23 protein-coding genes are annotated in these 25941 nt (G+C 72.2%); 13 read left to right on the top strand and 10 right to left on the bottom strand.

Translation table 11 applies throughout. The annotated features are described in order from the left end of the window. Positions 1-666, top strand: a complete 666-nt coding sequence (gene pnuC, locus DEI97_RS12685) for a nicotinamide riboside transporter PnuC (RefSeq protein ID WP_111074743.1) — start codon at positions 1-3, stop codon at positions 664-666. A gap of 37 nt (positions 667-703) precedes the next feature. Here the strand turns inward: pnuC and DEI97_RS12680 are convergent, their stop codons facing one another. The 3 genes from DEI97_RS12680 to DEI97_RS12670 form a co-directional block, all read right to left on the bottom strand. After that, positions 704-1936 carry an ABC transporter permease gene (locus tag DEI97_RS12680; RefSeq protein ID WP_111074742.1) on the bottom strand — a complete coding sequence of 411 codons (1233 nt, stop codon included), beginning with the start codon at positions 1934-1936 and terminating at the stop codon, positions 704-706. Continuing rightward, complete coding sequence (locus tag DEI97_RS12675; protein WP_111074821.1) at positions 1933-2838, bottom strand: ATP-binding cassette domain-containing protein; 906 nt, start codon at positions 2836-2838, stop codon at positions 1933-1935. The genes DEI97_RS12680 and DEI97_RS12675 overlap by 4 nt, the downstream gene beginning before the upstream one ends. Before the next feature lie 155 nt (positions 2839-2993). After that, a complete protein-coding gene (locus DEI97_RS12670) occupies positions 2994-3992 on the bottom strand; it encodes a threonine aldolase family protein (RefSeq protein WP_111074741.1) in 999 nt (332 codons plus the stop codon). 59 nt (positions 3993-4051) lie between these two features. On the opposite strand from DEI97_RS12670, the gene DEI97_RS12665 reads away from it, so the two are divergent. Together DEI97_RS12665 and DEI97_RS12660 are read left to right on the top strand one after the other, a co-directional pair. Beyond that, the gene (locus tag DEI97_RS12665) at positions 4052-4963 is read left to right on the top strand and encodes a metallophosphoesterase (RefSeq protein WP_181439226.1); all 912 of its coding nucleotides are present in this window, start codon (positions 4052-4054) and stop codon (positions 4961-4963) included. Positions 4964-5205: 242 nt separating this feature from the next. Then, the gene (locus DEI97_RS12660) at positions 5206-6285 is read left to right on the top strand and encodes an NADP-dependent oxidoreductase (protein WP_111074739.1); all 1080 of its coding nucleotides are present in this window, start codon (positions 5206-5208) and stop codon (positions 6283-6285) included. Between the two features lie 64 nt (positions 6286-6349). Here DEI97_RS12660 and DEI97_RS12655 read toward each other — a convergent pair whose 3' ends face one another. Genes DEI97_RS12655 through DEI97_RS12645 form a run of 3 tightly spaced genes read right to left on the bottom strand, consistent with a single transcriptional unit; the run spans position 6350 to position 9289 of the window. Then, on the bottom strand, positions 6350-7249 hold the full coding sequence (locus tag DEI97_RS12655; RefSeq protein WP_111074738.1) for an ABC transporter permease: 900 nt from the start codon (positions 7247-7249) through the stop codon (positions 6350-6352). Further along, a complete protein-coding gene (locus tag DEI97_RS12650; protein ID WP_258376689.1) occupies positions 7236-8225 on the bottom strand; it encodes an ABC transporter ATP-binding protein in 990 nt (329 codons plus the stop codon). Before DEI97_RS12650 ends, DEI97_RS12655 begins: the two co-directional genes overlap by 14 nt. Then, the gene (locus DEI97_RS12645; protein WP_111074737.1) at positions 8222-9289 is read right to left on the bottom strand and encodes a LolA family protein; all 1068 of its coding nucleotides are present in this window, start codon (positions 9287-9289) and stop codon (positions 8222-8224) included. Before DEI97_RS12645 ends, DEI97_RS12650 begins: the two co-directional genes overlap by 4 nt. A 198-nt stretch (positions 9290-9487) precedes the next feature. Here DEI97_RS12645 and DEI97_RS12640 point away from each other — a divergent pair, with 198 nt between their 5' ends. Further along, a complete protein-coding gene (locus tag DEI97_RS12640) occupies positions 9488-10525 on the top strand; it encodes a sugar-binding transcriptional regulator (protein ID WP_111074736.1) in 1038 nt (345 codons plus the stop codon). Positions 10526-10590: 65 nt separating this feature from the next. Here DEI97_RS12640 and DEI97_RS12635 read toward each other — a convergent pair whose 3' ends face one another. Further along, on the bottom strand, positions 10591-11115 hold the full coding sequence (locus tag DEI97_RS12635; protein WP_111074735.1) for a DinB family protein: 525 nt from the start codon (positions 11113-11115) through the stop codon (positions 10591-10593). A 190-nt stretch (positions 11116-11305) separates the two neighbouring features. Here DEI97_RS12635 and DEI97_RS12630 point away from each other — a divergent pair, with 190 nt between their 5' ends. After that, entirely contained in the window at positions 11306-12877 is a 1572-nt protein-coding gene (locus tag DEI97_RS12630; protein ID WP_111074734.1) for an MFS transporter, read from the top strand. 121 nt (positions 12878-12998) lie between these two features. Here the strand turns inward: DEI97_RS12630 and DEI97_RS12625 are convergent, their stop codons facing one another. Continuing rightward, the gene (locus tag DEI97_RS12625; protein WP_111074733.1) at positions 12999-14012 is read right to left on the bottom strand and encodes a GTP-binding protein; all 1014 of its coding nucleotides are present in this window, start codon (positions 14010-14012) and stop codon (positions 12999-13001) included. 45 nt (positions 14013-14057) lie between these two features. On the opposite strand from DEI97_RS12625, the gene ykgO reads away from it, so the two are divergent. Both ykgO and DEI97_RS12615 read left to right on the top strand, forming a co-directional pair. Then, entirely contained in the window at positions 14058-14180 is a 123-nt protein-coding gene (gene ykgO, locus DEI97_RS12620; RefSeq protein WP_111074819.1) for a type B 50S ribosomal protein L36, read from the top strand. A 28-nt stretch (positions 14181-14208) separates the two neighbouring features. Next, positions 14209-14865 carry a histidine phosphatase family protein gene (locus DEI97_RS12615; RefSeq protein WP_111074732.1) on the top strand — a complete coding sequence of 219 codons (657 nt, stop codon included), beginning with the start codon at positions 14209-14211 and terminating at the stop codon, positions 14863-14865. Between the two features lie 124 nt (positions 14866-14989). On the opposite strand, the gene DEI97_RS12610 is transcribed toward DEI97_RS12615, so the two are convergent. Further along, entirely contained in the window at positions 14990-16732 is a 1743-nt protein-coding gene (locus DEI97_RS12610) for a glycerol-3-phosphate dehydrogenase/oxidase (RefSeq protein WP_181439225.1), read from the bottom strand. A gap of 191 nt (positions 16733-16923) precedes the next feature. Here DEI97_RS12610 and DEI97_RS12605 point away from each other — a divergent pair, with 191 nt between their 5' ends. The 3 genes from DEI97_RS12605 to ald all read left to right on the top strand — a co-directional run bounded on the left by DEI97_RS12605 (position 16924) and on the right by ald (position 20318). Beyond that, positions 16924-17886, top strand: coding sequence for a sugar-binding transcriptional regulator (locus DEI97_RS12605; protein WP_111074730.1), 963 nt, complete (start codon positions 16924-16926; stop codon positions 17884-17886). Between the two features lie 100 nt (positions 17887-17986). Continuing rightward, on the top strand, positions 17987-19042 hold the full coding sequence (locus tag DEI97_RS12600) for an AraC family transcriptional regulator (RefSeq protein ID WP_111074729.1): 1056 nt from the start codon (positions 17987-17989) through the stop codon (positions 19040-19042). A gap of 175 nt (positions 19043-19217) precedes the next feature. Further along, the gene (ald, locus tag DEI97_RS12595; protein WP_111074818.1) at positions 19218-20318 is read left to right on the top strand and encodes an alanine dehydrogenase; all 1101 of its coding nucleotides are present in this window, start codon (positions 19218-19220) and stop codon (positions 20316-20318) included. An 84-nt stretch (positions 20319-20402) separates the two neighbouring features. Here ald and DEI97_RS12590 read toward each other — a convergent pair whose 3' ends face one another. Then, positions 20403-21191, bottom strand: coding sequence for a TspO-related membrane protein (locus DEI97_RS12590; protein WP_111074728.1), 789 nt, complete (start codon positions 21189-21191; stop codon positions 20403-20405). Positions 21192-21294: 103 nt separating this feature from the next. On the opposite strand from DEI97_RS12590, the gene DEI97_RS12585 reads away from it, so the two are divergent. From DEI97_RS12585 to DEI97_RS12575, 3 genes are all read left to right on the top strand, one after another. Next, positions 21295-22278, top strand: coding sequence for a magnesium and cobalt transport protein CorA (locus tag DEI97_RS12585; protein WP_253464013.1), 984 nt, complete (start codon positions 21295-21297; stop codon positions 22276-22278). A 101-nt stretch (positions 22279-22379) separates the two neighbouring features. After that, positions 22380-24515 (top strand): alpha-galactosidase, encoded by a 2136-nt coding sequence (locus DEI97_RS12580; RefSeq protein WP_111074727.1) that lies wholly within the window; start codon positions 22380-22382, stop codon positions 24513-24515. Between the two features lie 110 nt (positions 24516-24625). After that, positions 24626-25909, top strand: coding sequence for a chloride channel protein (locus tag DEI97_RS12575; RefSeq protein ID WP_111074726.1), 1284 nt, complete (start codon positions 24626-24628; stop codon positions 25907-25909). The last annotated feature ends 32 nt before the right edge of the window (positions 25910-25941 follow it).

Below are 25941 nucleotides of genomic sequence, written 5' to 3'. Positions count from 1 at the left end.
ATGGGCATCGTGCGGTGGTTGTTCGACGCGCAGCTCGTCATCGGCGACCAGACGGTGCTCTGGCGCGAGGTGATCGGCAACGTCTTCGGGCTGCTCAGCGCCCTGGGCGGGATGCGCCGCAAGGTGTGGGCGTGGCCGGTCGGCATCGCGGGCAACGCGCTCCTCTTCACGGTCTTCATGGGGGCGCTCTTCGACACCCCGAACCCCGTCAACCTGCTCGGACAGGCCGGACGACAGGTCATGTTCATCCTGGTCAGCGTCTACGGCTGGTACCGCTGGACGCACCGCGCGGACGAGGCGACCACCGTGCTCGAGCCGAAGTGGGCCTCCTGGCGGGCACGTGCGCTGCTCGTCGTCGCCCTGGTCGGCGGCACCGCGGTCCTGACGCCGGTGTTCCGTGCGCTCGGCTCGTACGAGCCGGTGTGGAGCGACGCCTGGATCTTCGTCGGGTCGCTCCTGGCCACCTACGGCATGGCGAAGGGGTGGGTCGAGTTCTGGCTGATCTGGGTCGCGGTCGACCTGGTCGGTGTGCCGCTGCTGTTCTCGGCCGGCTACTACGCCTCCGGGCTGATGTACGTCGTCTACGGCGCCTTCACCCTGGCCGGGTTCTTCGTCTGGATGGTCCAGGGGCGGAAGCCCGCGGCGGCGCCGGTCACCGTCGGCTGACACGGCGGCGCGCCAGCCCGGCAGCCGCGACCGTGCGTCAGCGCGAGCGCGGCAGCGCCTTCGACCGCCGCCACCCGGCGATCTGCTTCAGGCTCACCTTCGACCCGTACTGGGCGACCGAGTGCCGGAACAGGTACTCCGCGAACCAGAGCAGCACGCCCGCGACCACGAACACCTCGACGATGCACGCGATCGTCTCGACCACCGACAGCGACCCCACCGCGTTCCGCACCATCGCGGTCACCGGCGTGAACGTCGGGAAGTACGTGAAGAACGCGGCGATCGGCGAGGACGGCGTCGTCATGACGAAGAAGGCGGCGTAGAGCGGGATGATCACCGCGAACAGCGCCGCCGACTGCAGCGTCGAGGCGTCCTTGATCGTCGGCACCGAGGCACCGACCGCCACGAACAACGCCGAGGCCAGCAGCACCCCGCCGACCAGCAGCAGTGCTCCGGCCACCATCCGCCACGGGTCGAGTGCGAACGAGCCCACCCGTCCGGCGACCAGCGGCAGCACCACGGCGAGCGAGAGCAGACCGGGCACCAGGAACACACCGACCTGGACGAGCCCGACCAGCAGCATCGCGATGACCTTACCGCGGATCAGGGTGCCCGCCGTGACGGTGGTCAGGATCATCTCGGAGATGCGGTTCTCCTTCTCCTCGACCACGACGGTGACCATCCGGGCGGCGAGCAGGATCACGAGCCCGAAGAACGCGGCGACGTAGAGCAGCGGCGGCACGATCGACAGCCAGCCCGGCGCGACCCGGCCGTCGGCGTAGGTGGTGACCGTCGCCTGCGGTGGGGATCGCAGGATGTGCACCGCCTCGGCGTCGTCCACCTGCGCCGCGACGCTCTGCTCCAGCACGCGTTCCGCCAGGGCCGAGTACCCGATGTTGGCGAACAGCCCGCGGTCCGCACCGAGCACCGTGACGGGGGTCGTGGACGGCGTCGCGGGGAACGCGATGAAGGCGTCGAGGTGACCGGCACGGACCGCCGCACGGTCCGCTGCGGGGTCGGTCGAGGGGGACCCGCCCCACTTCGCTGCCACCTTCTGGGACACCAGCCCGGAGCGGTCGACGTAGTGGAACGGCGTCCGCGCGGCCGACCCGCTCGAGATCGCGGAGTCGGTGCCGGCGGCCTGGCCGACCCCGACGAGCAGCGACACGACGATGACGACCAGCGGCAGGGCCAGGGTCCCGATCCAGAACGCGGGCTTCTTGACGGCGCGGACGAACTCGAACCGGACGACGGTTCCCAGTCGGCTCATCGTCCGGCTCCGACCACGGTGCGGGCGGCGTCCGCGTCGGCGTCGTGCCCGTACAGCTGCACGAAGATCTCGTCGAGGGGGATCCGGCGCATCTCGAACCCGGTGACGTGGACGCCGGCGGACACGAGTTCGGCGAGGATGTCCGACCCGTCCGGTGTCGCCGCCGCGGTGGGGACCAGGTAGGCGACGTGCCCCTCGTGCCGGGCGAGCCGGTACCGCTCGGACCGGGGGACCGGCCCGCTCAGGGCGACCTTCGCGACCGCGCCGCCGAACGCGTCCTGCACCTCCGGGATCGTGCCGTACGCGGCGGCCACCCCGTCCTTGAGGAGCAGGATCCGGTCGCAGAGCCGTTCGACCTCGTCCATGTGGTGGGTGACGAGGATGACGGTCGCGCCGTCCGCCTTCCGCTCGTCGACCAGGTCGAGGAGCAGCCGCCGGTTCACCGGGTCGAGGCCCTTCGTCGGTTCGTCGAGGATCAGCAGGCGCGGCCGGTCCATGATCGTGATGCCGAGCTGCACCTTCTGCTGCTGTCCGCCCGAGAGCTTGTCGATCCGGACCTTCGCCTTGTCCGCCAGGCCGACGCGCTCCAGGTACTCCGTCGACCACCGTGTCGCCGGGCCCCGGGGCGTCCCGCGCAGGGCCGCGAAGTACGTCATGACGTCGATGACGGTCTCCTTCCGGTAGAGCCCGCGCTCCTCCGGCAGGTAGCCGATCCCACCGGTGGCGGGTCGGTACGGTTCGCCGTCGATCGTCAGGGTGCCGGCGGTCGGCGCGGTGATGCCGAGCAGCGCGCGGATCGTCGTGGTCTTGCCGGAGCCGTTGCTGCCGAGCAGGCCGAAGGTCTCGCCGGGCGCGATGTCGAACGTCAGGCCGTCGACGACGTTCCGGTCCCCGAAGCGCATGACGAAGTCGCGGACGCTGATGCCTGCTCCGGCCACGGTGGACCCCTTCCTCGCGTGCCGACCCTACCGACGCCGTCTGACGGCCGGGAGGCGCGGCTCGCGTCGTGCGCGGTGCCTCCGGTCCGTCAGCCAGTGGCGTTCAGCCGCGCTCGCGTTCAGCGGGGCAGCGTCGCGAGCACCCGGGCCGCGTGCTCGGCGTCCGCGGCCGAGACGTCGAGGTGCGTCACGAGTCGGACCGTCGTCCGCCCGAGCTGCATCACCCGGACGCCGGCGTCGGCCGCCGCGGCGACGAACGCCGCCGGGTCGGACACCTCGGCGAAGACGATGTTCGTGTCGACCGTCGCCGGGTCGACGTCGAGCGCCGCCGCGATCACCCGGGCGTTCGCGTGGTCCTCTGCCATGCGGTCGACGTGCGAGCGCAGGGCGTACCGGGCACCGGCGGCCAGGATGCCGGTCTGGCGCATGCCGCCGCCGTACCGCTTCCGCCAGATCCGGGCGGCGGCGATGCGTTCCGCCGTGCTGACGAGCACCGACCCGACCGGGGCACCGAGGCCCTTCGACAGGCAGACGGACACGGTGTCGAACCCGCCGGCGAGCTCCCGGAACGGGGTGCCCGACGCGACGTGGGCGTTCCACAGCCGGGCGCCGTCCAGGTGCAGGCCGATGCCGTGCTCGCGGGCGAAGTCCTGCACCGCGCGCACCTGGTCCGGCGGCTGGACCGTACCGCCGCCGAAGTTGTGCGTGTTCTCGACCGCGATCGCCGTGGTGGACACCGAGTAGGCGCCGGCGTTCGGCTCGGCGATCTCGGCCACCGACCGCGCGACCAGGCGACCGCGCTCGGAGGCCCAGGTCCGGGTCGTGATGCCGGAGAACACCGCGGCGGCCCCCAGTTCGGCGCGGACGACGTGGGCCTGCACGTCGGCGAGCAGTTCCTCGCCCGGGCCGACGAGCAGCCGCAGCCCGAGCTGGTTCGCCATCGAGCCGGACGGCGTGAACAGCCCGGCCTCGTGCCCCAGCAGCGCCGCGACCTCCTGCTCGAGCAGGGTGGTCTCCGGGTCCTCCCCGAAGACGTCGTCGCCGACCTCGGCCTCGGCCATCGCGCGGCGCATCGCCGGGGTCGGACGGGTCACGGTGTCGGAGCGCAGGTCGATCACCGGACAACGGTAACCCTGCCGACAGCCCGCTGATGCACGCCCCGGCTACGGTGTGCGACATGCAGACCCCCGCTCCCGGAACACTCCGCATCCTGCACCTGTCGGACACGCACCTGACCGGCGACGGCACCCTCCACCAGGGCACGGTCGACACGACGGCGGCGCTCGGTGCACTGCTCGAGCACCTCGACGCCGTGCCCGGTGTCGGCCTGGTCGTCATCTCCGGCGACGTCTCCGAGGACGGCTCGCCCGAGTCCTACCAGACGGTCCGACGCATGGTCGGCGGCTGGGCGGAACGGCACGGCGCCGCGTTCGTCACGGTGCCGGGCAACCACGACCAGCGCGCCGGCTTCCGGCAGGTCCTGGTCAACGGGCACGTCCTCGGCGAGGGCGGCCAGCCGCTCATGCACACGATGGAGCACCACGACCCGTCCGTCCCGGTGCGGGGCCAGTCCCTGGTGGCCGGGCGGCGGATCGTCACCGTCGACACGAGCGTCCCGGGCGCCGGGTACGGCGAACTGAGCGAGTCGGTCCTCGAGCACCTGCGCACCGTGCTCGCCGAGCCGTCCGAGCACGGGTCCGTCGTCGTCCTGCACCACCCGCCGCTGCCCGCGCCGACGTCGCTGCACGACGCGCTGAAGCTCCGGAACCCCGAGGACCTCGCCGAGGTGCTGCGGGGCACCGACGTGCGGGTCGTCCTCGGCGGCCACTACCACCACCACTTCGCCGGGTCGCTCGCGGGCGTGCCGGTGCTGGTGGCGCCGGGTGTCGCGAACGACAACGACGTCGCCGGCCCGTACGAGCAGGAGACCGCGCTCGTCGGCACGGGCGCGCTCGTCGTCGACCTCGCCGCCGACGGGTCGCTCTGGTCGACGCCGGTCCGGCTGCCCCGTCCCGACGCCGACCAGCAGGCCCTGCACCTCGACGCCGAGGCGTCCGCGCGGATCGCCCAGGCGTTCGGCCCGTCCTGAGCCAGCCCCTGGCGTCGCACCCGAACGACACCCGACGTCGGGTTCGGGACGCACCAGCAGACGGACGTGAGGCCCGTGGCGGCGCCGCCACGGGCCTCCCGTCCGGCCCGTCCCCAGCGGGTGCCGACCCGTCCCGTCGGGTCCTCAGGATCCGGACCGCTCCCTGCGAGAACCCCACATCCGCGGACGGAGCCGTGCCGGAGGCGAGTAGGACGGACGCACGACGTCCCGAGGAGGGTGACATGCGAACTGGTAGCGCAGTGCAGTACGAGCGGTACGGCGACTTCGACGTGGTCGAGGTCGTGCCACAGGAGCGACCCACGCCCGGACCCGGCGAGGTGGTCGTCGAGGTCATCTCCGCCGGCCTGAACCACATCGAGCGGTTCCTCCGCGAGGGCAAGCTGCAGGACCACATCCAGGTCGAGTTCCCGGCCCGCCAGGGCGTCGACCTCGCCGGCATCGTCCGGGCCCGGGGCGCGGGCGTCAAGGACCTGCGCGTCGGCGACGAGGTCATGGGCCACGCGCCCGAGGGCGGCTCGCACGCGACCTGGGTCGTGGTGCCCCGCGAAGCCGTCGTCATGAAGCCCACGCACGTCGGGTGGGAGGTCGCCGGGGGTCTGTACCTGGCCGGCTGCACCGCCGTCGACGTGGTCCGGAAGCTCCGCCTGGGACCCGGCGACACCGTCGTCATCAGCGCCGCAGCCGGTGGTGTCGGCCACATCCAGTGCCAGCTCGCCCGCGACGCCGGTGCGACCGTGATCGGCCTCGGCAGCCCGCGGAACCACGACTACCTCCGGCAGATCGGCATCCTGCCCGTCGCCTACGGGGACGGTGAGGAGGCCCGGATCACCGAGATCGCCCAGGGCCGGCCCGTCACCGCGTTCATCGACAACCACGGCGACGAATCCGCCCACGAGCTCGCCCTCCGTCTGGGCGTCGACGAGAAGCGGTTCGTCTCGTCCGAGGCCCGGCGTGACGCCGAACTGCGGTTCCTCCGTGCCCCGGCGTCCGACCCGGAGGCGAAGGAACTCATCCTCTTCCTGGCGAAGGCCGTCGAGGACCGCCGCGTGCAGATCCTCATCTCGGGCTTCTACCCGTTCGAGTACATCGTCGACGCCTACGAGGACCTGGCCGAGATGCACTCCCGCGGCAAGGTCGTCGTCGGCATGCAGCCCGTCGAGACCGGCGCACGTCAGGACTGGTACCGGTCCGAGAAGGCGCGTGACCTGCGCGACCAGTACGCGGAGGAGAAGGCCGACGGCACGCTCGCGAGCGGGTCCCCGGCGTCCCGCGGGGCCGAGGGCGCGGTCTCGACCAGCTGAGTCGCGCGGACCCTGCTGCCGGACGAGGACGTCCCCACCGTGTGGTGGGGACGTCCTCGTCCGTTCAGCTGAGGATGTCCTTGCTGGCGAACCGGCCGTACGCCAGCGCCCCGAACACGACCAGGTAGCCGAGCTGCAGCAGGGCGTTGCTGCCGAACGAGTCGAACGAGATCGGGTCGCGCAGCAGGTCGCCGAAGCCGAGCCACAGGTGCGAGAACAGGAACGGGTGCAGCCAGTCCAGCTGCGGCAGCTGGTCGAGCACCTGGGAGACGCCGGCGAGCACCACGGTCGCGGCCATCGCCCCCACCGGCACGTTCGTCAGGGTGGAGGCGAACAGGCCGATCGCGACGAGCCCGAGCATCGACAGGGTGACGTAGAGCGCGAGCAGCAGTGCGCGGGCTGCGTACGACCAGCCGTCCACCTGCGTGCCGGACAGCAGCGTCACCGGGCCGATCCGGAACAGCACGGCACCGATCGCCGCTCCCACGAGCACGACGAGCAGGGTGGCGGCGAGGCAGAAGGCGATCGCTCCCGCGGTCTTCACCAGGATGAACCGCACCCGGCCGGTCGGCGCGACGAGCAGGTACCGCAGGGTGCCGTGACTCGCCTCGCCCGCCACGGTGTCACCCGCGACGACGCCGACCGTGAGCGGCAGGAACAGCGGGATCGACACGGTCAGCGCGGTGAACGCCACGAAGAGACCGTTGTTCGTGATGTCGCCGAGGAACGCCGGGCCGCCGCTGTCCTCGCCGGTGGTCAGTCGGACCGCGACGGCGATCAGGATCGGCACGGCCGCCAGGGCACCGAGCATCGCCCAGGTTCGGCGCCGCCGGAAGACGAGCGCGAGCTCGGAGCCGAGCAGGGCGAAGGGACGGGTCCGTCGCGCCGGGGCGGTGCCACCCGCGGCGCTGCCGGACGTCGCCGGGCGCTCGGCGGTGGTCGGGGTGGGGTCAGCCGGCGACATCGAATCCCTCTCCGGTCAGCGCGACGAACAGGTCCTCGAGCGTCCCGCCGCCGACGGCGAGCCCACGGACCCGGACGTCGGCACGGACGAGTTCCGCGGTGATGGTCTCCGGTTCGACGTCGGCGACCAGGTCGGCGACGAGCACGTCCGACCCGCCGTCCCGTCGTGGTGCCAGCCCGAGCCGTCCGAGGACGACCGCGGCCTGCCCGACGTCGGGGGTGCGGACCGTCACCGTGCGGGCACCGGCGGAGCGCAGGTCGTCGAGCGTGCCCTGCGCGACGAGCTGCCCGGTCCGCATCACGGCGGCGTGCGTGCAGACCTGTTCGATCTCGGCGAGCAGGTGGCTCGACACGAACACCGTGGTGCCGTCGTCGGCCAGGGAGCGGATGAGGTTGCGGACCTCCCGGGTGCCCTGCGGATCGAGGCCGTTCGTCGGCTCGTCGAGCACCAGGAGTTCGCGCGGGGTGAGCAGGGCGTTCGCCAGCCCCAGCCGCTGCTTCATGCCGAGCGAGTACGCGTGCGCCTTCTTGTCGGCCGCGTGGGTCAGGCCGACGCGGTCCAGGGCGGACGCGACCCGGTCCTTCCGGCTGCGCGGGTCCGAGGTCGGGTCGGCGGCGTCGAACCGGGACAGGTTCGCGCGTCCCGACAGATAGGGGTAGAACGCCGGACCCTCGACGAGTGCGCCGACCCGGGGGAGCACCGAGCGGAGGGCCGTGGGCATCGGCTCGCCGAGCACCTGGATCGAGCCACCGGTCGCGCTCGAGAGCCCGAGGAGCATCCGGATCGTCGTGGTCTTGCCGGAGCCGTTCGGTCCGAGGAACCCGAAGACCGACCCACGGGGGACGGCCAGGTCGATGCCGTCAACCGCGCGCTGCTTGTGGAACACCTTGCGGAGTCCCTCGGTGCTGATGGCGAGGTCTGTCTTGGTGGGGTCGGTGTGGATGGCGACGTCGGGGCCGGTCGGCGCTGTCGTCACTTGGCCGCGGCGACCAGGGCCGACACCGGCACCGCGCCCGCCAGGACCCGGCCGTCGTCGGTCAGGTAGACCGACACGAGCGAGGTCTGGACGGCACGACCGCCGGCGACCGCGGTGGTGAGCTGGTCGAGGAGGCCGGAGGCGTCCGAGTCGAGCCCGGCCTGGTCGGCGCTGCCCGCGGGGAGTGCCACGACCGTGTCCCAGCCGCTGCCCGAGACGGTCGGACGCTCGGCGCTGCCGGCACCGTGGTGCCGCGCACCGGAGCCCGGCGTCGCGTCGGAGAGGTCCTTCGTGCTGACGTCCGCACCGGTCGGCGGGGTGAAGTCGAACAGGCGCGCGGCCGGGGCGCCGTAATCGAGGCTGGTGAACCCGACCTGGAACGCGGGGTCGTCCTTGCCGGCGGCGGTGACGGACGCGCGGAGGGGGAGCCCGGTCTGCTGGTCGACGGCGAGCTGGACCCGACCCACCAGGGTGTCCGAGGACTTCGGCGTCAGGGTCAGCAGCCAGGCGTCGTGCCCGGCGACCGAGGTCGCGACGGGCTTCGAGACCGTGGTGGTCGGCGTGATCGCGTCGATGGCCTGCTCCGCGACGTCCGTCGGCGTCGCCGTGCCGCTGCCCGGGGTCTGGGCAGATCGGCTGGGCAGCGTGGTCTTCGTCGCGGCGCGCTGCTTCGAGTCCCACGTCCACACGGTGCTGCCGTTGCGGATGAGGTCCTGCTCGGCGAGCTGCTCCGTCACCTGCACGCGCTGCTTGCTCGCTCCGTCGACGTAGACACGGGCGGTGTGCGACGCCGTGAGCAGGCTGAGGGCGTCCGAGGCGTTGCCCTCGAGCGAGGACCCGCCGGCACCGGTGGGGAGCTCCGGCAGGCCCAGGTCGCTCGTCTGCGAGAGCTTGCCCGAGTACCGCTCGTCCGAGGACTTCGCGATGCTGGCGATCACGGCCGCCGCAGTCGGGTGGTCCCCGGCGATCGGGGTGGACGCGGCCTGCGCGATGACGGGAGCGGCGACGACACCGGCCACGACGACGGGTGCGATCAGGGCCGGCAGCCAGACGGACTTCTTCATGGGTGGATCCCCTCGATGGAACGTCGGACCCCGCTGTGGAGCGCATCGGAGTCTCGAGCACGGTACGTCCGACAACCGACAGAACGCTGTGCTCTGCCGGGGGTCACGGGCAGCCGACGTGCGGCCGTCCGGCGCTACGATCACCGTGTCGTCCGCCCGCCCGGTCGACGGCACCACACCCCGGGAGGCCCGCGCTCGATGTCCGACAGCACTGCGTCCTCCGACAGCACTGCGTCCGCGGGCCCGTCGGTCCCCGTCCCGGCCACGCCCGAGCAGCCGACGTCGGTGACGGTCCCCGAGGCCCAGCGCTCCCGGTTCCCGCTCGACACCGTGTACCAGGCCGCGCGGATGTACTACCTCGAGGACGCCACCCAGAACGAGATCGCGACGCGCCTCGGGGTCTCCCGCCCGACGGTGAGCCGGCTCGTGTCCGAGGCCCGTCGCGCCGGGCTGGTCCGGATCGAGGTCGTCGACCCCTTCCAGGACGAGACCGTCGCCCTGGCCGAACGACTGCAGGTGGTGCTCGGTCTGCAGGCCGTGCACCTGGCGGCCGTCACGCACGCCGCGACCCTCGGCGTGGACCTGGCCGAGCCGGTCGCCGCCGCCGTGGTGGCCATGGGCCTGGCCCCGGGCGACGCCGTCCTGATGTCCTCCGGCAGCACCGTGCACGCGATCGCGCACGGGGCGATGCCGCCGATGCCGGGTGTGCAGCTCGTCCCGACCGTCGGCGGTCAGGCGGACCCGAACCAGTGGTTCCAGACGAACGAGATCACCCGCGCGGCCGCGGAGCGCTCGGGGGCGATCCCGACCTTCCTGTTCGCGCAGGCCCTGCCGTCGGAGGCGCTCCGGGCCTCCCTGGACGAGGACCCGGCGTTCCAGCACGTCGTCGGGCTCTGGACCCGGGCGAAGGGCGCGATCCTCGGCATCGGTGCGCCGGTCGTGACCCGGGACGCGATGGCCCGCGGGCTGCCGGTCGACGACGACGTCTTCGACCGGGCGACCGGCGACGTCTGCCTCAACTTCACCGGGCCGGACGGGGAGCCGATCGAGTTCCCGGGCAGCGACCGGATGGTGCGGACCTCACGAGAGGTCCTGGCCGCCGTGCCGCACGCGGTCGGCGTCGCCGTCGGTGCGGTCAAGGTGCCGAGCATCATCAGCGCCGTCCGGGGACGTCTGGTCAACGAGCTGGTCACCGACGCGGCGACCGCGCGAGCGCTGCTCGACGCCCTGGCCTGACGACGGTCGGCGGCCGTCTGTGGTCGGCTGTCTGTGTTCGTCGTCGGCCGGGAGGCCCGGATCGCTCACCGACCGTGCCGCACGTCCCACAGGTGGTGGACCGGGTCGTGCGCGTAGTAGACCGCGAGCGTCGCGACCGTGAAGCCGCTGCCGTCGGTGCGCCGCCCGGTGCGCTCGAGCTGGTCGTCACGGACGCCGGCGAAGGCCTGTGCGGCCCGACGAGCCGCGGCCTGCAGGTCCTCGGCGACCGTCGCCGGGTCCCGCTCGTCGTACCGGTCGGCGACGGCGGTCGCGTCCTGGTCCCAGTTCGGGAAGAGCGGGTCGTCCTCGGCGAGCATCAGCTCGAGGCGCTCGGTCATCTTCCGGTGCACGTCGCGGACGTGTGCGCCGTACTCCAGCGGTGACCAGGTCGCGTCGTCCGGGCGCTGCCGCACGTCGTCGCGCCGGAGTTGCTCCGGCCACCCGGCGGTGTTCGCGTCGATGAGGCCGGGCACCTCGCGGATCGTCACGGCCGAGCCGTCGAACCCGCAGTCCGGGCAGGCCGACTCGATGACCCAGGTCCAGTTCTTCGTGTCCGGTTCGATCGCCACGGCGAGAAGTTACCAGGATGTGACCGTCCCGCCCGATCCGCACGGGGCTGCTGATCGGGCATGACCCCCGTCCGGGTGACAGCGGCGAACCTGGCAGTCTCCGCTGGATGACATTGCAGTCGCTCGGTAACGTCGTCGGCTGTTGCTTCCAGGCCGGAACGACCGGCCGAGCGGACCAGAGGAGAGACGGATGGGTTCCGACCCCAGCAGTACCGAGCGCCCCGACATCCGGGAGGACGGGTCACCACGGAGTGACCGGTCGTCCGGGAGGCCCGGGCGCAGGCCTGCTCGTCGCCTCCGCGAGAGCGACGTCACCGTCGTCGACAAGGGCATGATGCGCCGGGCGGTCGGCGGCATGGTGGTCGGCAACACGATGGAGTGGTACGACGTCGGCGTGTACGGCTACCTCGCCGTCACGATGGGCCGGGTGTTCCTGCCGACGGCCGAGCCCGGGGTGCAGGTCCTCTTCAGCCTCGGGGTGTTCGCGGCGACGTACATCGCCCGCCCCCTCGGCGGCATCGTCTTCGGGCGACTCGGGGACCGCATCGGCCGCCAGAAGGTCCTGGCGACGACGCTCATCATGATGGCGGCGTCCACCGTGCTCATCGGTGCGCTGCCCGACTTCGCGCTGATCGGCGTGATGGCGCCGGTGCTGCTCGTCGTGCTCAAGCTGCTGCAGGGCTTCTCGACCGGCGGTGAGTACGCCGGGGCCACGACGTTCATCACCGAGTACGCCCCGGACCGCCGCCGTGGGTTCTTCGCCAGCTTCCTGGACCTCGGCAGCTACATGGGCTTCGCACTCGGCGCCTCCGTGGTCACGGTCCTGCAGATCGTCCTCGGTGAGCAGACGATGACCGCGTGGGGCTGGCGGCTGCCGTTCCTGCTCGCCGGCGTGATCGGCGTCGTCGCCGTGTACTTCCGCCTGCGCATCGAGGAGTCCCCGGTGTTCCAGGCCACGCAGGCGGCGCAGGAGGCGTCGACCGAGGCCCGCGCCGACGCCGAGGGCCGACCGGCCACGGTGTTCGCCATGGTCCGGCAGTACTGGCGCCCGATCGTCATCGCCGTGATGCTCGTCGCTGCGTCGAACACGGTCGGCTACGCCCTGACCTCGTACATGCCGACGTACCTCACCGACTCGCTCGGCTACTCCGCCATCGACGGCACCCTGCTGACGATCCCGGTGCTCGTGCTCCTGGCGCTGATGCTCCCGCTGACCGGGCGGCTGTCCGACCGACTCGGTCGACGCACGGTGATGTGGATCGGCGCCGCGACGACGATCGTGCTCGTGCTGCCGGCGTTCATGCTCATCGGCCACGGCGAGCAGTGGTCGACGCTGCTCGGTCTGGCGCTGCTCGCACTGATGACCGCGCTCTGGGTGTCGAACCAGGCGGCGTCGCTGCCGGCGCTCTTCCCCACCTCGACGCGGTACGGCGGCATGGGCTTCGCGTACAACATCGCCATCGCCGTGTTCGGTGGGACGACGCCGCTCATCGTGCAGGCGCTCCTCGACGCGACTGGCAACGAGCTGGCACCGGCGTACTTCCTCATGGCGACGAGCGTCCTCGGCGCGGTCGGGGTGTTCTGCATGAAGGAGTCCTCGCAGCGCCCGCTGCCCGGTTCGATGCCCGCCGTGGAGACCCGCGACGAGGCCCGCGAACTCGTGCGCACGCAGGACACCAACCCGCACCTGGACCTCGGCGACCTGCCGTTCGGGGTCGTGGACGCGGCCACCCCGGAGCCGGCGGGCGAGCGCGGGCACTGACCCGCGCCTCCCGTCCGGTCCGGCACCCCAGCAGAACACCGGTGTTCGTCGGTCTCGCCGCGACCGGCGGGTGTTCGACAGACGAACACCGGTGTTTCGCAGCCCCGGCGCTGCTGCGGCGTCACTCGCCGCGGTCGAGTGCCGGCCAGACCGGGAACGGGTCGGCCCAGGACCGCCAGAGGTCCGGGCCGGCCAGCAGTTCCGACGGCGTGATGAGCGCCCCGTCGAGGGCGCGGCTGAGTCGGTCGACGTCGAGCCCCTCGCCGACGAACCAGAGCGCCTGGCCGATCGGGGCGTCCTCGTCCCAGGACGGGTTCGCGGTCGGGTCCAGGGCGAGCATCGCGCCGACGCTCGACCACGAGCCGACGTGGTCCGGTCGCGACGCCAGGCGGAAGAACCCGCGCGACCGCAGCACCCGGCCCTGCGGACCCGCGACCAGGTCGTGCTCGACGACGTCGGCCAGCCGCGCGGGGTGGAACGGCAGCGGGTCGCGGTAGCGGAAGGCGGTCAGGCCGTCGGCGTGCCGGAACCGGAGGTCGTGGTCGGTCGACAGGGCGAGCATCCAGCCCGCCGCCCCGGCCAGGACGCGCGCGGCGGCACCGTTCGACGCCGGCAGGTCGTCGGCGCTCCGGAGCCGCACGTCGGCGAGCACGACGGCCTGCGGTGCGCAGCGGTGCACGACGGCGACGAGGGCCCGGCGGCGGGCGACCGGCAGGCGTTCGGTGCCCTGGAGCACGATGACGGTCGCGTACTCGACCAGTGCCGCGAGCCGTTCCGCGGCGACGAAGGCGTCGTCGACGCCGGACCAGAGCAGGTGCTCCACGTCGCCCGCACGGAGGACCGACACCACGTGGTCGATCACCCGGTCGTCCCCGGTCTCGGCGCGGGCGGCGTTCGCGAGCATCATCGCCACCGCGCGGGCGTCGCCCCACGCCGGCAGCGTGACGACGAGGGAGTGTCGGGCGTCGGGACCGCAGACCTCGGCCAGGTGGTCCGCCCGGTCCGCGACCGCACGGGCGGCTGCGAGCGCACTGCCCGCGGCGTGCATGCGGTGGCCGTCCGACAGCCGGGAGGCGACGCGTGCGGCATCGGCGTCGTGGAGCGCGGAGACGAGGGTGATCGGGACGGTCGACATGTGCAGTACGGTACATGAAAACCGTTCTCAACAAGGAGGCTCGTGGTGAAGGTCCGCAACTCGCTCAAGGCACTGAAGAAGATCCCCGGATCGCAGATCGTCCGCCGCCGCGGACGCGTCTACGTCATCAACAAGAAGAACCCGCGCTGGAACACCCGGCAGGGGTGACGTCCGGGTCGATCCGTAGGCTGAGGGCATGCGACTGCTCCTCGTCCGCCACGGACAGACCCCTGCCAACGTGACCGGCCTGCTCGACGCCGAGGTGCCCGGACCCGGGTTGACCGACCTCGGGCAGGAGCAGGCCGAGGCGCTGCCCGCGGCCTTCGGCGACCGGGGGATCGAGCGGCTCTTCACCTCGTCCATGGTGCGCACGCAGATCACTGCCGCGCCGCTCGCCCGGGCGCTCGACCTCGAGCCGGTGGTGCTGCCCGGCCTCCGCGAGATCGAGGCCGGCGACCTGCAGGGCAAGCGGGACACCGTGTCGGTGCAGAGCTACCTGGCTGCGGCCTACGCCTGGACGGCGGGGGACCGCGACGAGCGGATGCCGGGCGCCGAGGACGGGCACGCCTTCTTCGCCCGCTACGACGACGCCGTGCAGCAGATCGAGGCGACCGGTGCCGAGGTCGCCGCGGCGTTCAGCCACGGTGCGGCGATCCGGATCTGGGCTGCGGTGACCGCGCAGAACGTGCCGGCCGACCTCGGTCGGAACCGGCACCTGGAGAACACCGGCGTCGTCGAGCTCGAGGGATCGAGTGCGGACGGCTGGCGCCTCGTGGACTGGGCGGGGGAGCCGATCGGCGGCGACGACCTCGCCGACCTGGGCGCGCAGGACCCGACCGGCGAGCGCTTCTGACGGACGCGCCCCGCGCCTCCCGTCCGCCCCGCGGTCCCCGCGGACCTCGCGGAACGCAACCTGGGCGGCTCCTCGCAGCGGGACACCGCTGCGGAGAACCGCCCAGGTTGCGTTTCGGGAGGGGTCAGGCGAGCTGCGACGCGGAGGTCAGCGGCACGATGACGCCGTGCGACTCGCGGAGGACGTCGAGGGTGCGCTGGATCTCGTCCGCGCGCTCCTCGGTCGTCCAGCCGAGGGTCTCGGCCATGACGTCGGCCAGCTCGTCGAGCAGATCGATCGTGACGCCACCGACGAACGCGAGGTTCGTGCGGCGCAGCACCACGTCGATCAGGTGCACGGCCTGCTCACGCTCGGCGAAGTACCGGACCTCGCCGCGGGTGATCGTGCCGTCGGACTCGAGCGGCTCGACCGGGCCGGTGACCAGGACGTCGACGACCTCGGCGGCACGGGTGCCGTAGCGCTCGAGCAGACGGTCGACCGTCTCGGACGCCAGGCCGTCACGGTGCGACTTGATCCACAGCGCACGCTGCCCGTCGGTGGTCGGGAAGTCCTTGCCACCGCCGATCGGCATGCCGGTCGTGTCGACCTTGCGGGTCACGCCGAGCTTCGTCGTGATGTCCGTGGACAGGTGCGCGGCGAGGGCACGGAAGGTCGTCCACTTGCCACCGACGAGCGACAGGACCGTGGTCTTCGGCAGACCCGCGATCGGGGTGTCGACGATCCGGTAGTCACGCGACACGAACCCGGGGGCGGTGTCCTCGTGGCGGGGGAGCGGACGGATGCCCGAGTAGCGGTAGACGATGTGGTCGCGGCCCAGCTCGATCTGCGGGAAGACGTGCTTCACCAGGCCGAAGAAGTAGTCGACCTCTTCCTCGGTGCAGACGGCCGGCTCGGACGGGTCGGCGTCGATGTCGGTGGTGCCGATGAGGACCCGGCCCTTGAGCGGGTAGATGAGGACGATGCGGCCGTCGTTGTTCTCGAAGAACAGCTCGCGGCCCTTCGTCGCCTCGAGGAGCTCGGGGTTGTCGACGACGATGTGCGAGCCCTTGGTGCCGCCCATGTACTTCGTCTCGCCACCGAACGCCTCGTTGGTGAGGTCGGTCCAGGGGCCGGAGGCGTTCACGACGACGTCCGCGGTGAACACGAACTCCTCGCCGGTCTCGCGGTCACGGAGCAGGACGCCGCCGTCGCGGCTGCCCGCGGCCTCGACGTAGTTGGTCGCACGGGCGGTCGCGTCGGACCCGGTGCCGGTGCTGGCGGCCAGACCGTCCTTGAGTACGTCGAGTGCCAGGCGCTCCGGCTCGTGGACCGAGGCGTCGTAGTAGGTGCCGGTGTACTTGAGGTCGCGGTTCAGGGCCGGCATGTCCTGCAGCGCGGCCTTCTTGGTGCGGAAGACGTGCTTCGGGACCGAGCCACCGTCGCGGGAGAACGAGTCGTAGATCGTCATGCCGATCTTGATGAGCATCGCGCCGCGCTCCTTCGTGGAGCGCTGCTTGTGCGTCAGCATGCGCAGCGGCGCGTTCATGATGCCGGAGAAGGTCGAGAAGATCGGCATCGTCGTCTGCAGCGGCTTGACGTAATGCGGGGCGATGCGGATCAGGCCGTTGCGCTCCTGCACGCTCTCGCGCACCAGGCGGAACTCGCCGTTCTCGAGGTAGCGGATGCCGCCGTGGATCATGTGGCTCGACGCGGCCGAGGCGCCGGAGGCGTAGTCGCCACGCTCGACGAGGGCGACGTCGACGCCCTGCAGGGCGAGGTCGCGGAAGGTGGCGATGCCGTTGATGCCACCACCGACGATGAGGACCTGTGCGTTCGGGCGTCCGGTGAGGGCGGTGACCGTGTTCCTGGGCTGCGTCTTCTTCGACATGGTCGTTCGCATCGCTTTCTGGGGTCGGTTCGTTGGTACTCCATCGATCGTGCGCTCGTCGGAACGCGTGGGCAACCTGCGTGCACGGACGTGCAGAACGGTTGTCGAACCTCCGTCCTGTGGTGCGTCTGTGCGGACGGGAGGCGCGGACGGGGTTGCAGAGGTCGTGCACGTCCGTGCATGCTCGGTCCATGAGCGATGCCGCCCAGCCCGTGCGCACCCAGCAGGCCCTGCGGGCCGCACACCTCTACTACCTGCAGGACCTGACGATGGACGCCATCGCCGACGAGCTCGGCACGTCCCGCTCGTCGGTGTCCCGTCTGCTGAAGTACGCGCGGGACACCGGACTCGTCGACATCCAGATCCGCTCGCCCCTCGACCAGGCCGCCGCGCTCAGCCGCAGCATCCGCGCCCGCTTCGGCGTGCACGCCCACGTCGTACCGGTGCCGGACCACACGAGCGACGTCGACCGCCTGGAGCGGGTCGCCCTGTCGGCCGCGCGGATCCTGACGCAGTACATCGAGTCGAACATGGTGATCGGCATCTCGTGGGGGTCGACGGTCAGCGCGGTCAGCCGGTACCTCGTGCCGAAGACCACGCACGGCTCCACGATCGTGCAGGTGAACGGCGCGGCCAACACCCGGACGACGGGCATCGTCTACGCCTCCGAGATCCTCCGGCGGTTCGGCGAGGCCTACGGCGCCCTCGTGCAGCAGTTCCCGGTGCCGGCGTTCTTCGACGACCCCGCCACCAAGGCCGCGCTGTTCCGGGAGCGCTCGATCCGCCGCGTGCTCGACCTGCACGAACGGATGGACGTCGTCGTGTTCGGCGTCGGCGCCCCGCAGGCCCCGGTGCCCTCGCACGTCTACTCCGGCGGGTACCTGGACCCGTCCGACCAGGAGGAGCTCGTCACCGCGCAGGTGGTCGGCGACGTCTCGACCGTCTTCTACCGCGCGGACGGGTCGTGGAAGGACATCGGGGTGAACGCCCGGGCCGGTGCGCCGGACCTCGACACGATCAAGCGGGCACCGCGGCGCATCTGCGTGGTCGCCGGTCGGGGCAAGGCCGCGTCGCTCCGCGGAGCCCTGGCGGCGGGACTCGTGACGGACCTGATCCTCGACGAGAGCGTGGGGCAGGCGATCCTGCAGAACTGACCGGGGGGCCGGATGCCGAACGGGGGAACCCGGGGCCTGTCCCCGCTTCTGGGGCGGACGGACCGGCCAGGATGTCGGTGGCCTGATCTACCGTCGGAGCATGGTGCTCTCTCCCGAAGCCGGTCCGTCCGTCGCCCGCGGATCCGGCAGTGTCGGCCGATCCGGCAGTGTCGGCCGATCCGGCAGCGTCGAGCGGCCCCGAGCCGTGCCGCGGCAGGACACCCGCTCCTACCGCCGGCTCGCGGGGACCGACATCGACCAGGCCATGGCGTTCTTCACCGCCGACTACGACCTGAAGGCCCCGGTCATCCGACGCACCCGCCCGGACACGCTCTGGGACTTCGCCGGGGTCACCGACGAGCGGATGTCGCTCCGGACCTCCCGGTTCGGTGTCGACCTGCGCAGCCAGAGCCAGTCCGACGACGTCATCGTCGCGTGGCTCCGCAGCGGCAGCAGCACCATCACGTTCAAGGGGCGCTCCGTCGACCTGGTGCAGGGGGTGCCGATGGTCCTGCCGTCCGAGGTCTACGACCTGCACCACCGTGACATCGGGCTGAACCTCGTGCACCTGGACCGGACGTTCCTCACCGACCTGGTCGGCGACGAGACCTTCGCCTTCGAACCGCTCGAGCGACCCGACCCCGAGGGACTGCGCATCTGGCAGGAGACCGTCCGTCGGCACTCGTCGACGTGGCTGCAGGTCGACAACGAGCTCTCCGCCGTCGCCCGCCGGGACATCGCCGAGGCCTTCGCGACCGCCGCCGTCCGGGCGTTCCCGCGACGCAGCACCTGGCGTGCCGCAATCTCGGGCACCGGACCGGAACACCAGCGCCTGCGTCGTGCGCTCGACTACGTGCACGCCCACGCGCGTGAGCCGATCGGCACCCCGGAGATCGCCGCGGCCGCCGGCCTCAGCCCGCGCGGGTTGCAGCAGTCGCTCCGCCGGCACCTCGACCAGACCCCCGGCGAACTGCTCCGCTCGGTGCGGCTCGACGGTGCGCGCGAGGACCTGCGGCGGGCCGAGCGTGACGAGACCTCGGTGGCGGACATCGCCCGCGGGTGGGGCTTCGGGCACCTCGGCCGGTTCTCGGCCGCGTTCCGGTCCCGCTTCGGCGAGCTGCCGAGCGACACCCTGCGCTCGCGCCTGCGTCGCTGATCGCAGCCGGCCGGCGTGCCGTGCTGCGTTCGGTGGGAGCGGTCTCACGCGCCGTGGTACCGAACGCCGTGACACCGAACTCCGCTGAGACGGGTGATCGTTCGGTCTGACCCCAGCCATGACGAACACGCGGCTGAATGGTGGGACCGAGCAACTGCCCACGAAGGAGTCCGTCATGCGCATCGGCGTCCCCACCGAGATCAAGAACAACGAGTTCCGCGTCGCCGCCACCCCCGCCGGGGTCGCCGAGCTGACGATGCACGGACACCAGGTGCTCGTGCAGGCCGGTGCCGGGACGGGATCGGCGTTCACCGACGACGAGTACACCGCGGCCGGCGCGACCGTCGTGGCGGAGGCCCGCCAGGTCTGGGACCAGGCCGAGATGGTGCTCAAGGTCAAGGAACCCGTGGCGTCCGAGTACCCGCTGATCCGCGAGGGGCAGGTGCTCTTCACCTACCTCCACCTGGCCGCCGACCGCCCGCTGACCTCGGCGCTCGTCGAGTCCGGCGCGACCGCGATCGCCTACGAGACCGTCCAGCTGGCGGACCGGTCGCTGCCGCTGCTGTCGCCGATGTCGGAGATCGCCGGACGTCTCTCCGCCCAGGTCGGCGCACACCACCTGATGCGGGCGAACGGCGGCCGGGGCCTGCTCCTCGGCGGCGTCCCGGGGACGCCGAAGGGCCGAGTCGTGGTGATCGGCGGTGGGGTCGCCGGCGAGCACGCTGCGACGATCGCCCTCGGGATGGGTGCCGAGGTGACCGTCTTCGACATCAGCCTGCCGCGCCTCCGGGCGCTCGACGCGCGGTTCGACGGCCGGGTGACGACGCTCCGGTCGAACCCGCTCGCCATCGCCGCGGCCGTGGCGGACGCCGACCTGGTCATCGGATCGGTGCTGATCCCGGGAGCCTCGGCGCCGAAGCTCGTCACCGACGCGATGGTCGCCGACATGCGAGCCGGTTCGGTGCTGGTCGACATCGCGATCGACCAGGGCGGGTGCTTCGAGGGCTCGCGGCCGACCACGCACGACGACCCGACCTTCCGCGTGCACGACGCCGTGTACTACTGCGTGGCGAACATGCCCGGAGCGGTACCCCGCACCAGCACGATCTCGCTGACGAACGCGACGCTGCCGTACGCCGTGGCCATCGCGGACCAGGGGTGGGAGCGGGCGCTCGACGCGGACCCGGCTCTCGCCCTCGGCCTCAACGCGCACGCGGGGCGGGTCACGAACGAGGCCGTCGCCGCCGCACATGGGTTGGTGGCCGCCGGGCGCTGAGCCTGCCGGGGTCCGGCGGCGGGGCGGGGTGGGCCGCGCCTCCCGACCGGGTCCGACGCCCGCGCCGGGCCTCGCCCGACCGGGTCAGGCGGCGCGCAGTGCGGCCGGACGTGCCGCCCAGCCAGCCCGCGCACGGGCCACGAGCGTCACCACGACGACCACCACGGTCGCACCGACGGCGGTGACGGCGGTCGGCACCGAGACCAGCGGCCCGTCGAGGCGGGCGACCGCGACCCATGCCAGACCCCAGCCGAGCGACAGCGTCGGCGAGATCCGCCCACGTCCGGTCACGGCGACGAGGACTCCGACCAGACCGGCGACCGCCGCGACGACGACGCCCCAGACGTCCTGCCCGAGCCCGAACCCGCGGAAGCCCGCAGCCGTCAGGACCGCGGCCGTGTTCGCCGCCGTCGCGACGCACACCCAGCCGAGGTAGAGCCCGAACGTGCCGTCGGTGATGAGCGACTCGAGGCGACCCGACGGCCGCGTACGCCGCAGGACGACGAAGGCCCAGGCGAGCACGCCGAGCAGCGCGACGATGATCGGTTCACTGAGCCACAGGTACCCGAACTGCACGGACAGGATCCACGCCGCGTTGAGCAGCAGGGACAGTGTCGCGGGCACGGCGAGCCGGTCGTGGCGGGCGCGGTCGGCGGTGCGGGGGAGGAACTGCCACACGGCGAACGCGATGAGCCCGACGTAGATGACGCTCCAGATCCCGAACGCCGGGCCGCCCGGGGCGATCGCCGTCGAGGAGGCCGACAGTGCTCCGTCCGCCGCCTCGGCGATCGGGGTGCCGCCGGCCGCGCCGGACCCGATGAACGAGCCCACCACGGCGACGACGGCGCTCACCGCGATCACGATCTTCCGCATCCACCGCATGGTCGTCCCTTTCGTCAGCATGCTGAGGACCTGGACGCTACGCCCTCCCGCCGTCGTTCGCCCACCCGTTGCCCAGGGTGCGTACGGTGGTGCCGTGACCGTCGAGTTGAACACCGTGTACGTGGACCGCATCGCTCCGACGGCGAGCCACTCGCTCGACGACAGCTTCCGGATGATCGAGGAGCACGGAGCCTCCGCGTGCATCGTGCTCGACCGGCCGGACGCGGTCGAGCTCGGGGACGTCGCCGTCGCCCTGGGGCTGCACGAGCTGGCGGTCGAGGACTCTGCCGAGGGGCACCAGCGTCCGAAGCTCGAACGGTACGGCTCGACCCTCTTCGCCGTGCTGAAGCCCGCCGTGTACCGCGACGCCGAGGAAGAGGTGGAGTTCGGCGAGGTACACGCCTTCGTCGGTCAGGACTTCTTCCTGGCCGTCGTGCAGGCCGACCCGCGCGGCCCGGGCACCGTCCCGCGCGCGCTGCAGCGGATGAGCGGCAAGCCCGGCCTGGTCACCGCCGGGTCGCAGGCGCAGCTCTGGGCGCTGATGGACTCGATCGTGGACGACTACCGCCCGGTCATCGACGGCCTCGAGGAGGACATCAACCAGATCGAGGGACAGCTGTTCTCCGGTTCCGCCGGGGTGTCCCGCCGCGTCTACGAACTGTTCGGCGAGGTCGTCGACTTCCAGCGGGCAGCGCGACCGCTCATCCGGATGATCGAGGACCTGCACCGCGGCGCCGAGAAGTACCACCTGCCGGTCGAGCTGCAGCGACGCTTCCGTGACGTGCTGGACCACGCCATCCGGGTCGTCGAGCGCCTGGACACCTTCCGGCAGCTGCTGCAGAACGCGCTGACGGTCGACTCGACCCTGGCCGCGCAGAAGCAGAACGACGACACGAAACGGATCTCCGGCTGGGCGGCGATCCTGTTCGCCCCGACCCTCATCGCGGCGATCTACGGCATGAACTTCACACACATGCCCGAGCTGTCGTGGACCTGGGGCTACCCGCTCTCGATCCTGGCGATGGTGCTGTTCGCCGCGGTCCTGTACGCCGTGTTCAAGGCCAAACGCTGGTTCTGAGTGCACCAGCCGCTGGTTCTGAGTGCACCAGCGCGTCGGGTTGCGGCGCACCGCCTGGGACCGGGAGGCTCGTCCCCGTCCGTCCGCACCGAGGAGACCCGATGTCGCAGCTCCCCACCGTCCCCGTCCACCTGAGCGCCGCCGCGGTCTCCCTGGTGCTCGACTGCTCGGACGGCCGCCTGCCCGCCGTCGTGCACTGGGGTGCCGCCCTGGGGGAGCTGCCGGACGCCGAACTGACCGCGCTCGCCGAGGCCGACGTCCTGCCGCTGCAGCCGAGCACGCCCGACGTCGCCGTCCGCCTCAGCGTGGTGCCGGAGGCGCACACCGGCTGGATGGGTCGACCCGGCCTCGTCGGACACCGCGACGGCGCCGACTGGTCGCCCGCGTTCACGGTCTCGGACGTCACCCGGACCGGCGACGTGGGCGCACTGCAGCGCCTGGTCGTGGACGCCGCGGACGAGGTCGCCGGGCTGGCGCTCCGGATCGAGATCGAGATGCTCGTGTCGGGCCTGGTGCGCCTGCGCGCCGCGGTGACGAACACCGCCGACGGCACCTACACGCTCGACGACCTGACGGTGGCGCTCCCCGTCCCCGGCCGGGCCCGCGAGGTCCTGGACTTCGCCGGACGCTGGGGCAGGGAACGCACCCCGCAGCGCCACGAGCTCGTCGTCGGCACCCACCAGCGCGAGGGCCGTCGTGGCCGGACCGGTCCGGACGCCGCCACGGTGCTCAGCGTCGGGACGCCCGGGTTCGGCTTCGCGAGCGGCGAGGTGTGGGGCGTGCACGTCGGCTGGAGCGGCAACCACCGCCACCATGCCGAACGGGTCAGCGACGGGCACCAGGTCGTCGGCGGCGGCGAACTGCTCCTGCCCGGCGAGGTCCGGCTCGAGCGCGACGCGACCTACTCCGGGCCGTGGGTGTACGGCGCGTACGGGGACGGCCTCGACGCGCAGGCCCGCCGCTTCCACGACTGGCTCCGGCAGCGCCCGCAGCACCCGAGCCGCCCCCGCCCGATGACGATCAACGTCTGGGAAGCGGTGTACTTCGACCACGACCTGGCGCGCCTGACCGACCTGGCCGACCGTGCGGCCCGGATCGGCGTCGAGCGCTTCGTCCTCGACGACGGCTGGTTCCGGGGCCGCCGCGACGACCGTGCGGGCCTGGGGGACTGGTTCGTCGACGAGGACGTGTGGCCCGACGGGCTCGCCCCGCTCGTCGACCACGTCCGGGCGCTCGGCATGGAGTTCGGCCTCTGGTTCGAGCCGGAGATGGTCAACGAGGACAGCGACCTGGCCCGGGAGCACCCGGAGTGGATCATGCAGGCGGACGGTCGGCTGCCGGTCCGTGCCCGCAACCAGCAGGTGCTGGACCTGGCGATCCCGGCGGCGTACGAGTACGTCCTCGACCGCCTGACCGCGGTGATCAGCGAGGTCGGCGTCGACTACGTCAAGTGGGACCACAACCGCGACCTGGTCGAGGCCGGCACCCGCGGCGCCGGTGCCGCCGTACACGAGCAGACCGTCGCCGCGTACCGGCTGATGGCGACGCTGAAGGAACGGTTCCCCGCGCTCGAGATCGAGTCGTGCTCGTCCGGTGGCAGCCGCGTCGACCTCGGCGTCATCGAGCACACCGACCGTGTCTGGACCTCGGACTGCATCGACCCGCTCGAGCGGCAGCAGATGAACCGGTGGACCATGCAGCTGCTGCCCGCGGAGATGCTCGGCTCGCACATCGCCAGCGGCACGAACCACACGACCGGACGGCAGCACACGCTGGCCTTCCGCGCCGGCACCGCGCTGTACGGGCACCTCGGCATCGAGTGGGACCTGGCACGGGCGACCGAGGCCGAGGAGCGCGAGCTCACCGAGTGGATCGACACCTACAAGCAGGTCCGGCCGCTGCTGCACCGCGGCGAGATGGTCCGGGTCGACCAGGCGGACGACACGCAGCTGGTCTACGGGTCGGTCGCGCCGGACCGCCGGCAGGCGCTTTTCTTCCTGGCCGTCGTCGGCCGGTCCGAGGTCAGCCCGCGCGGTCGGATCACGTTCCGTGGCCTGGACCCGGAGACCCGGTACCGCGTCGACCCGCTCGTCATCGGCGACGTGCCCGGCCTCGAACCGGCACCGTGGTGGTCCGGCGACCGCGTCTTCTCGGGCCGCGCGCTCGAGGTGGTCGGCGTCCAGGCCCCGATGACCTTCCCCGAGACGGTGGTGCCGTTCCGCGTGACGGCCGTCTGACCACCAGGCCGGGAGGCCCGGATCACCACCCGCAGGTCGGGACCGGTCCGCCGGTGGTGGGCCGGGCCTCCAGATCGTCTCAGCGGAGCGCTCCCACTACGCTTGCCGACATGCCACACAACGGTCACGCCAGCCCGGCCTGGGTGCTGAAACTCGCCGTCGTCACCGCGCTCGTCGGCGTCGCCGGCGGTGCCGCGGGGATCGCCGTGTGGCTCGCGCTCCAGCTCATCCAGTTCGTCGCCTTCGGGTACCCGTTCGCCGGACACCACGAGGCTGCCGACGCACCCTCGGGGCTGAACCGGTTCCTGGCGGTCCTGGCCGCCGGTGTCCTCACCGCGGTGGCGTGGTGGGCGATCCGACGCTGGGGTCGACCCGTCGTCGGTGTGCCCGCGGCCGTGGGCGGCAAGCGGATGCCGTCGCTGGTGACCCTCGGCAACGCGGGCGTGCAGATCCTGGCGGTCGGGCTCGGTGCCTCGATCGGCAAAGAGGTCGCACCGCGCGAGATCGGTGCCTGGGCCGCCCAGCTGCTGACGGTCCGCGCCGGCCTGAGTCGTCGTGAGACGAAGGTGCTCGTGGCCTGTGGTGCGGCTGCCGGCCTGGCGGCGGTGTACGACGTCCCGCTCGGCGGCGCCCTGTTCGCGGTCGAGGTCCTGCTCGGCGAGCTCACCCTGGCCACCGCCCTGCCGGCGTTCGCGACGAGTGCGGTCGCGGCGTTCGTCGCCCGGCTCGTGATCCCGGACGAGGTGCTCTACCACGTGCCCGCGATGCACCTCTCGCCGTCGTTGCTCGTCTGGGCGGTCATCGTCGGGCCGCTGCTCGGGTTCGCCGGTGTCGGGTTCGTCAAGACCACGAACCGGCTGCAGGGCATCGCCCCGACCGGGTGGAAGCTCCTCGTGGTGCTGCCGGTCGTCTTCGCGCTCGTCGGGCTGGTCGCGGTGCCGTTCCCCGAGGTGATGGGCAACGGCCGGGCCCTCGGCATCGCCGCGATGAACGCCGACCTGGACGGCCCGACCCTGCTCGGCATGGCACCACTCCTGGCGCTGCTGGTGCTCGGCCTGCTCAAGACCGTCACGACGGCCGCGACGATCGGTGCCGGCGCGGTCGGTGGCACCCTGACGCCGTCGATCGCGATCGGGTCGGCGCTCGGCGGGTTCCTCGGCGCCGCCTGGCTGCTGCTCTGGCCGGTGGACGGCGGCAGCATCGCCTCGTTCGCGTTCATCGGCGCGGCCGCGTTCCTGGCGACCACCATGCGGGCACCCTTCACCGCGCTCGTGCTCGTCGTCGAGTTCACGCAGCAGGGGACCGACATCCTCATCCCGTCCCTCCTGGCCGTCAGCGGGTCGGTCGCCGTCGCGTACGTCCTGGCTCGCCGCCGCAGCGCCCAGATGACCTGAGCCGGACCGAGCACACGTTCGGTGGTTAGCAT

This window comes from Curtobacterium sp. MCLR17_032, from assembly GCF_003234795.2.
GTDB lineage: Bacteria > Actinomycetota > Actinomycetes > Actinomycetales > Microbacteriaceae > Curtobacterium.
This window is presented reverse-complemented; position numbering and strand designations above follow the sequence as displayed.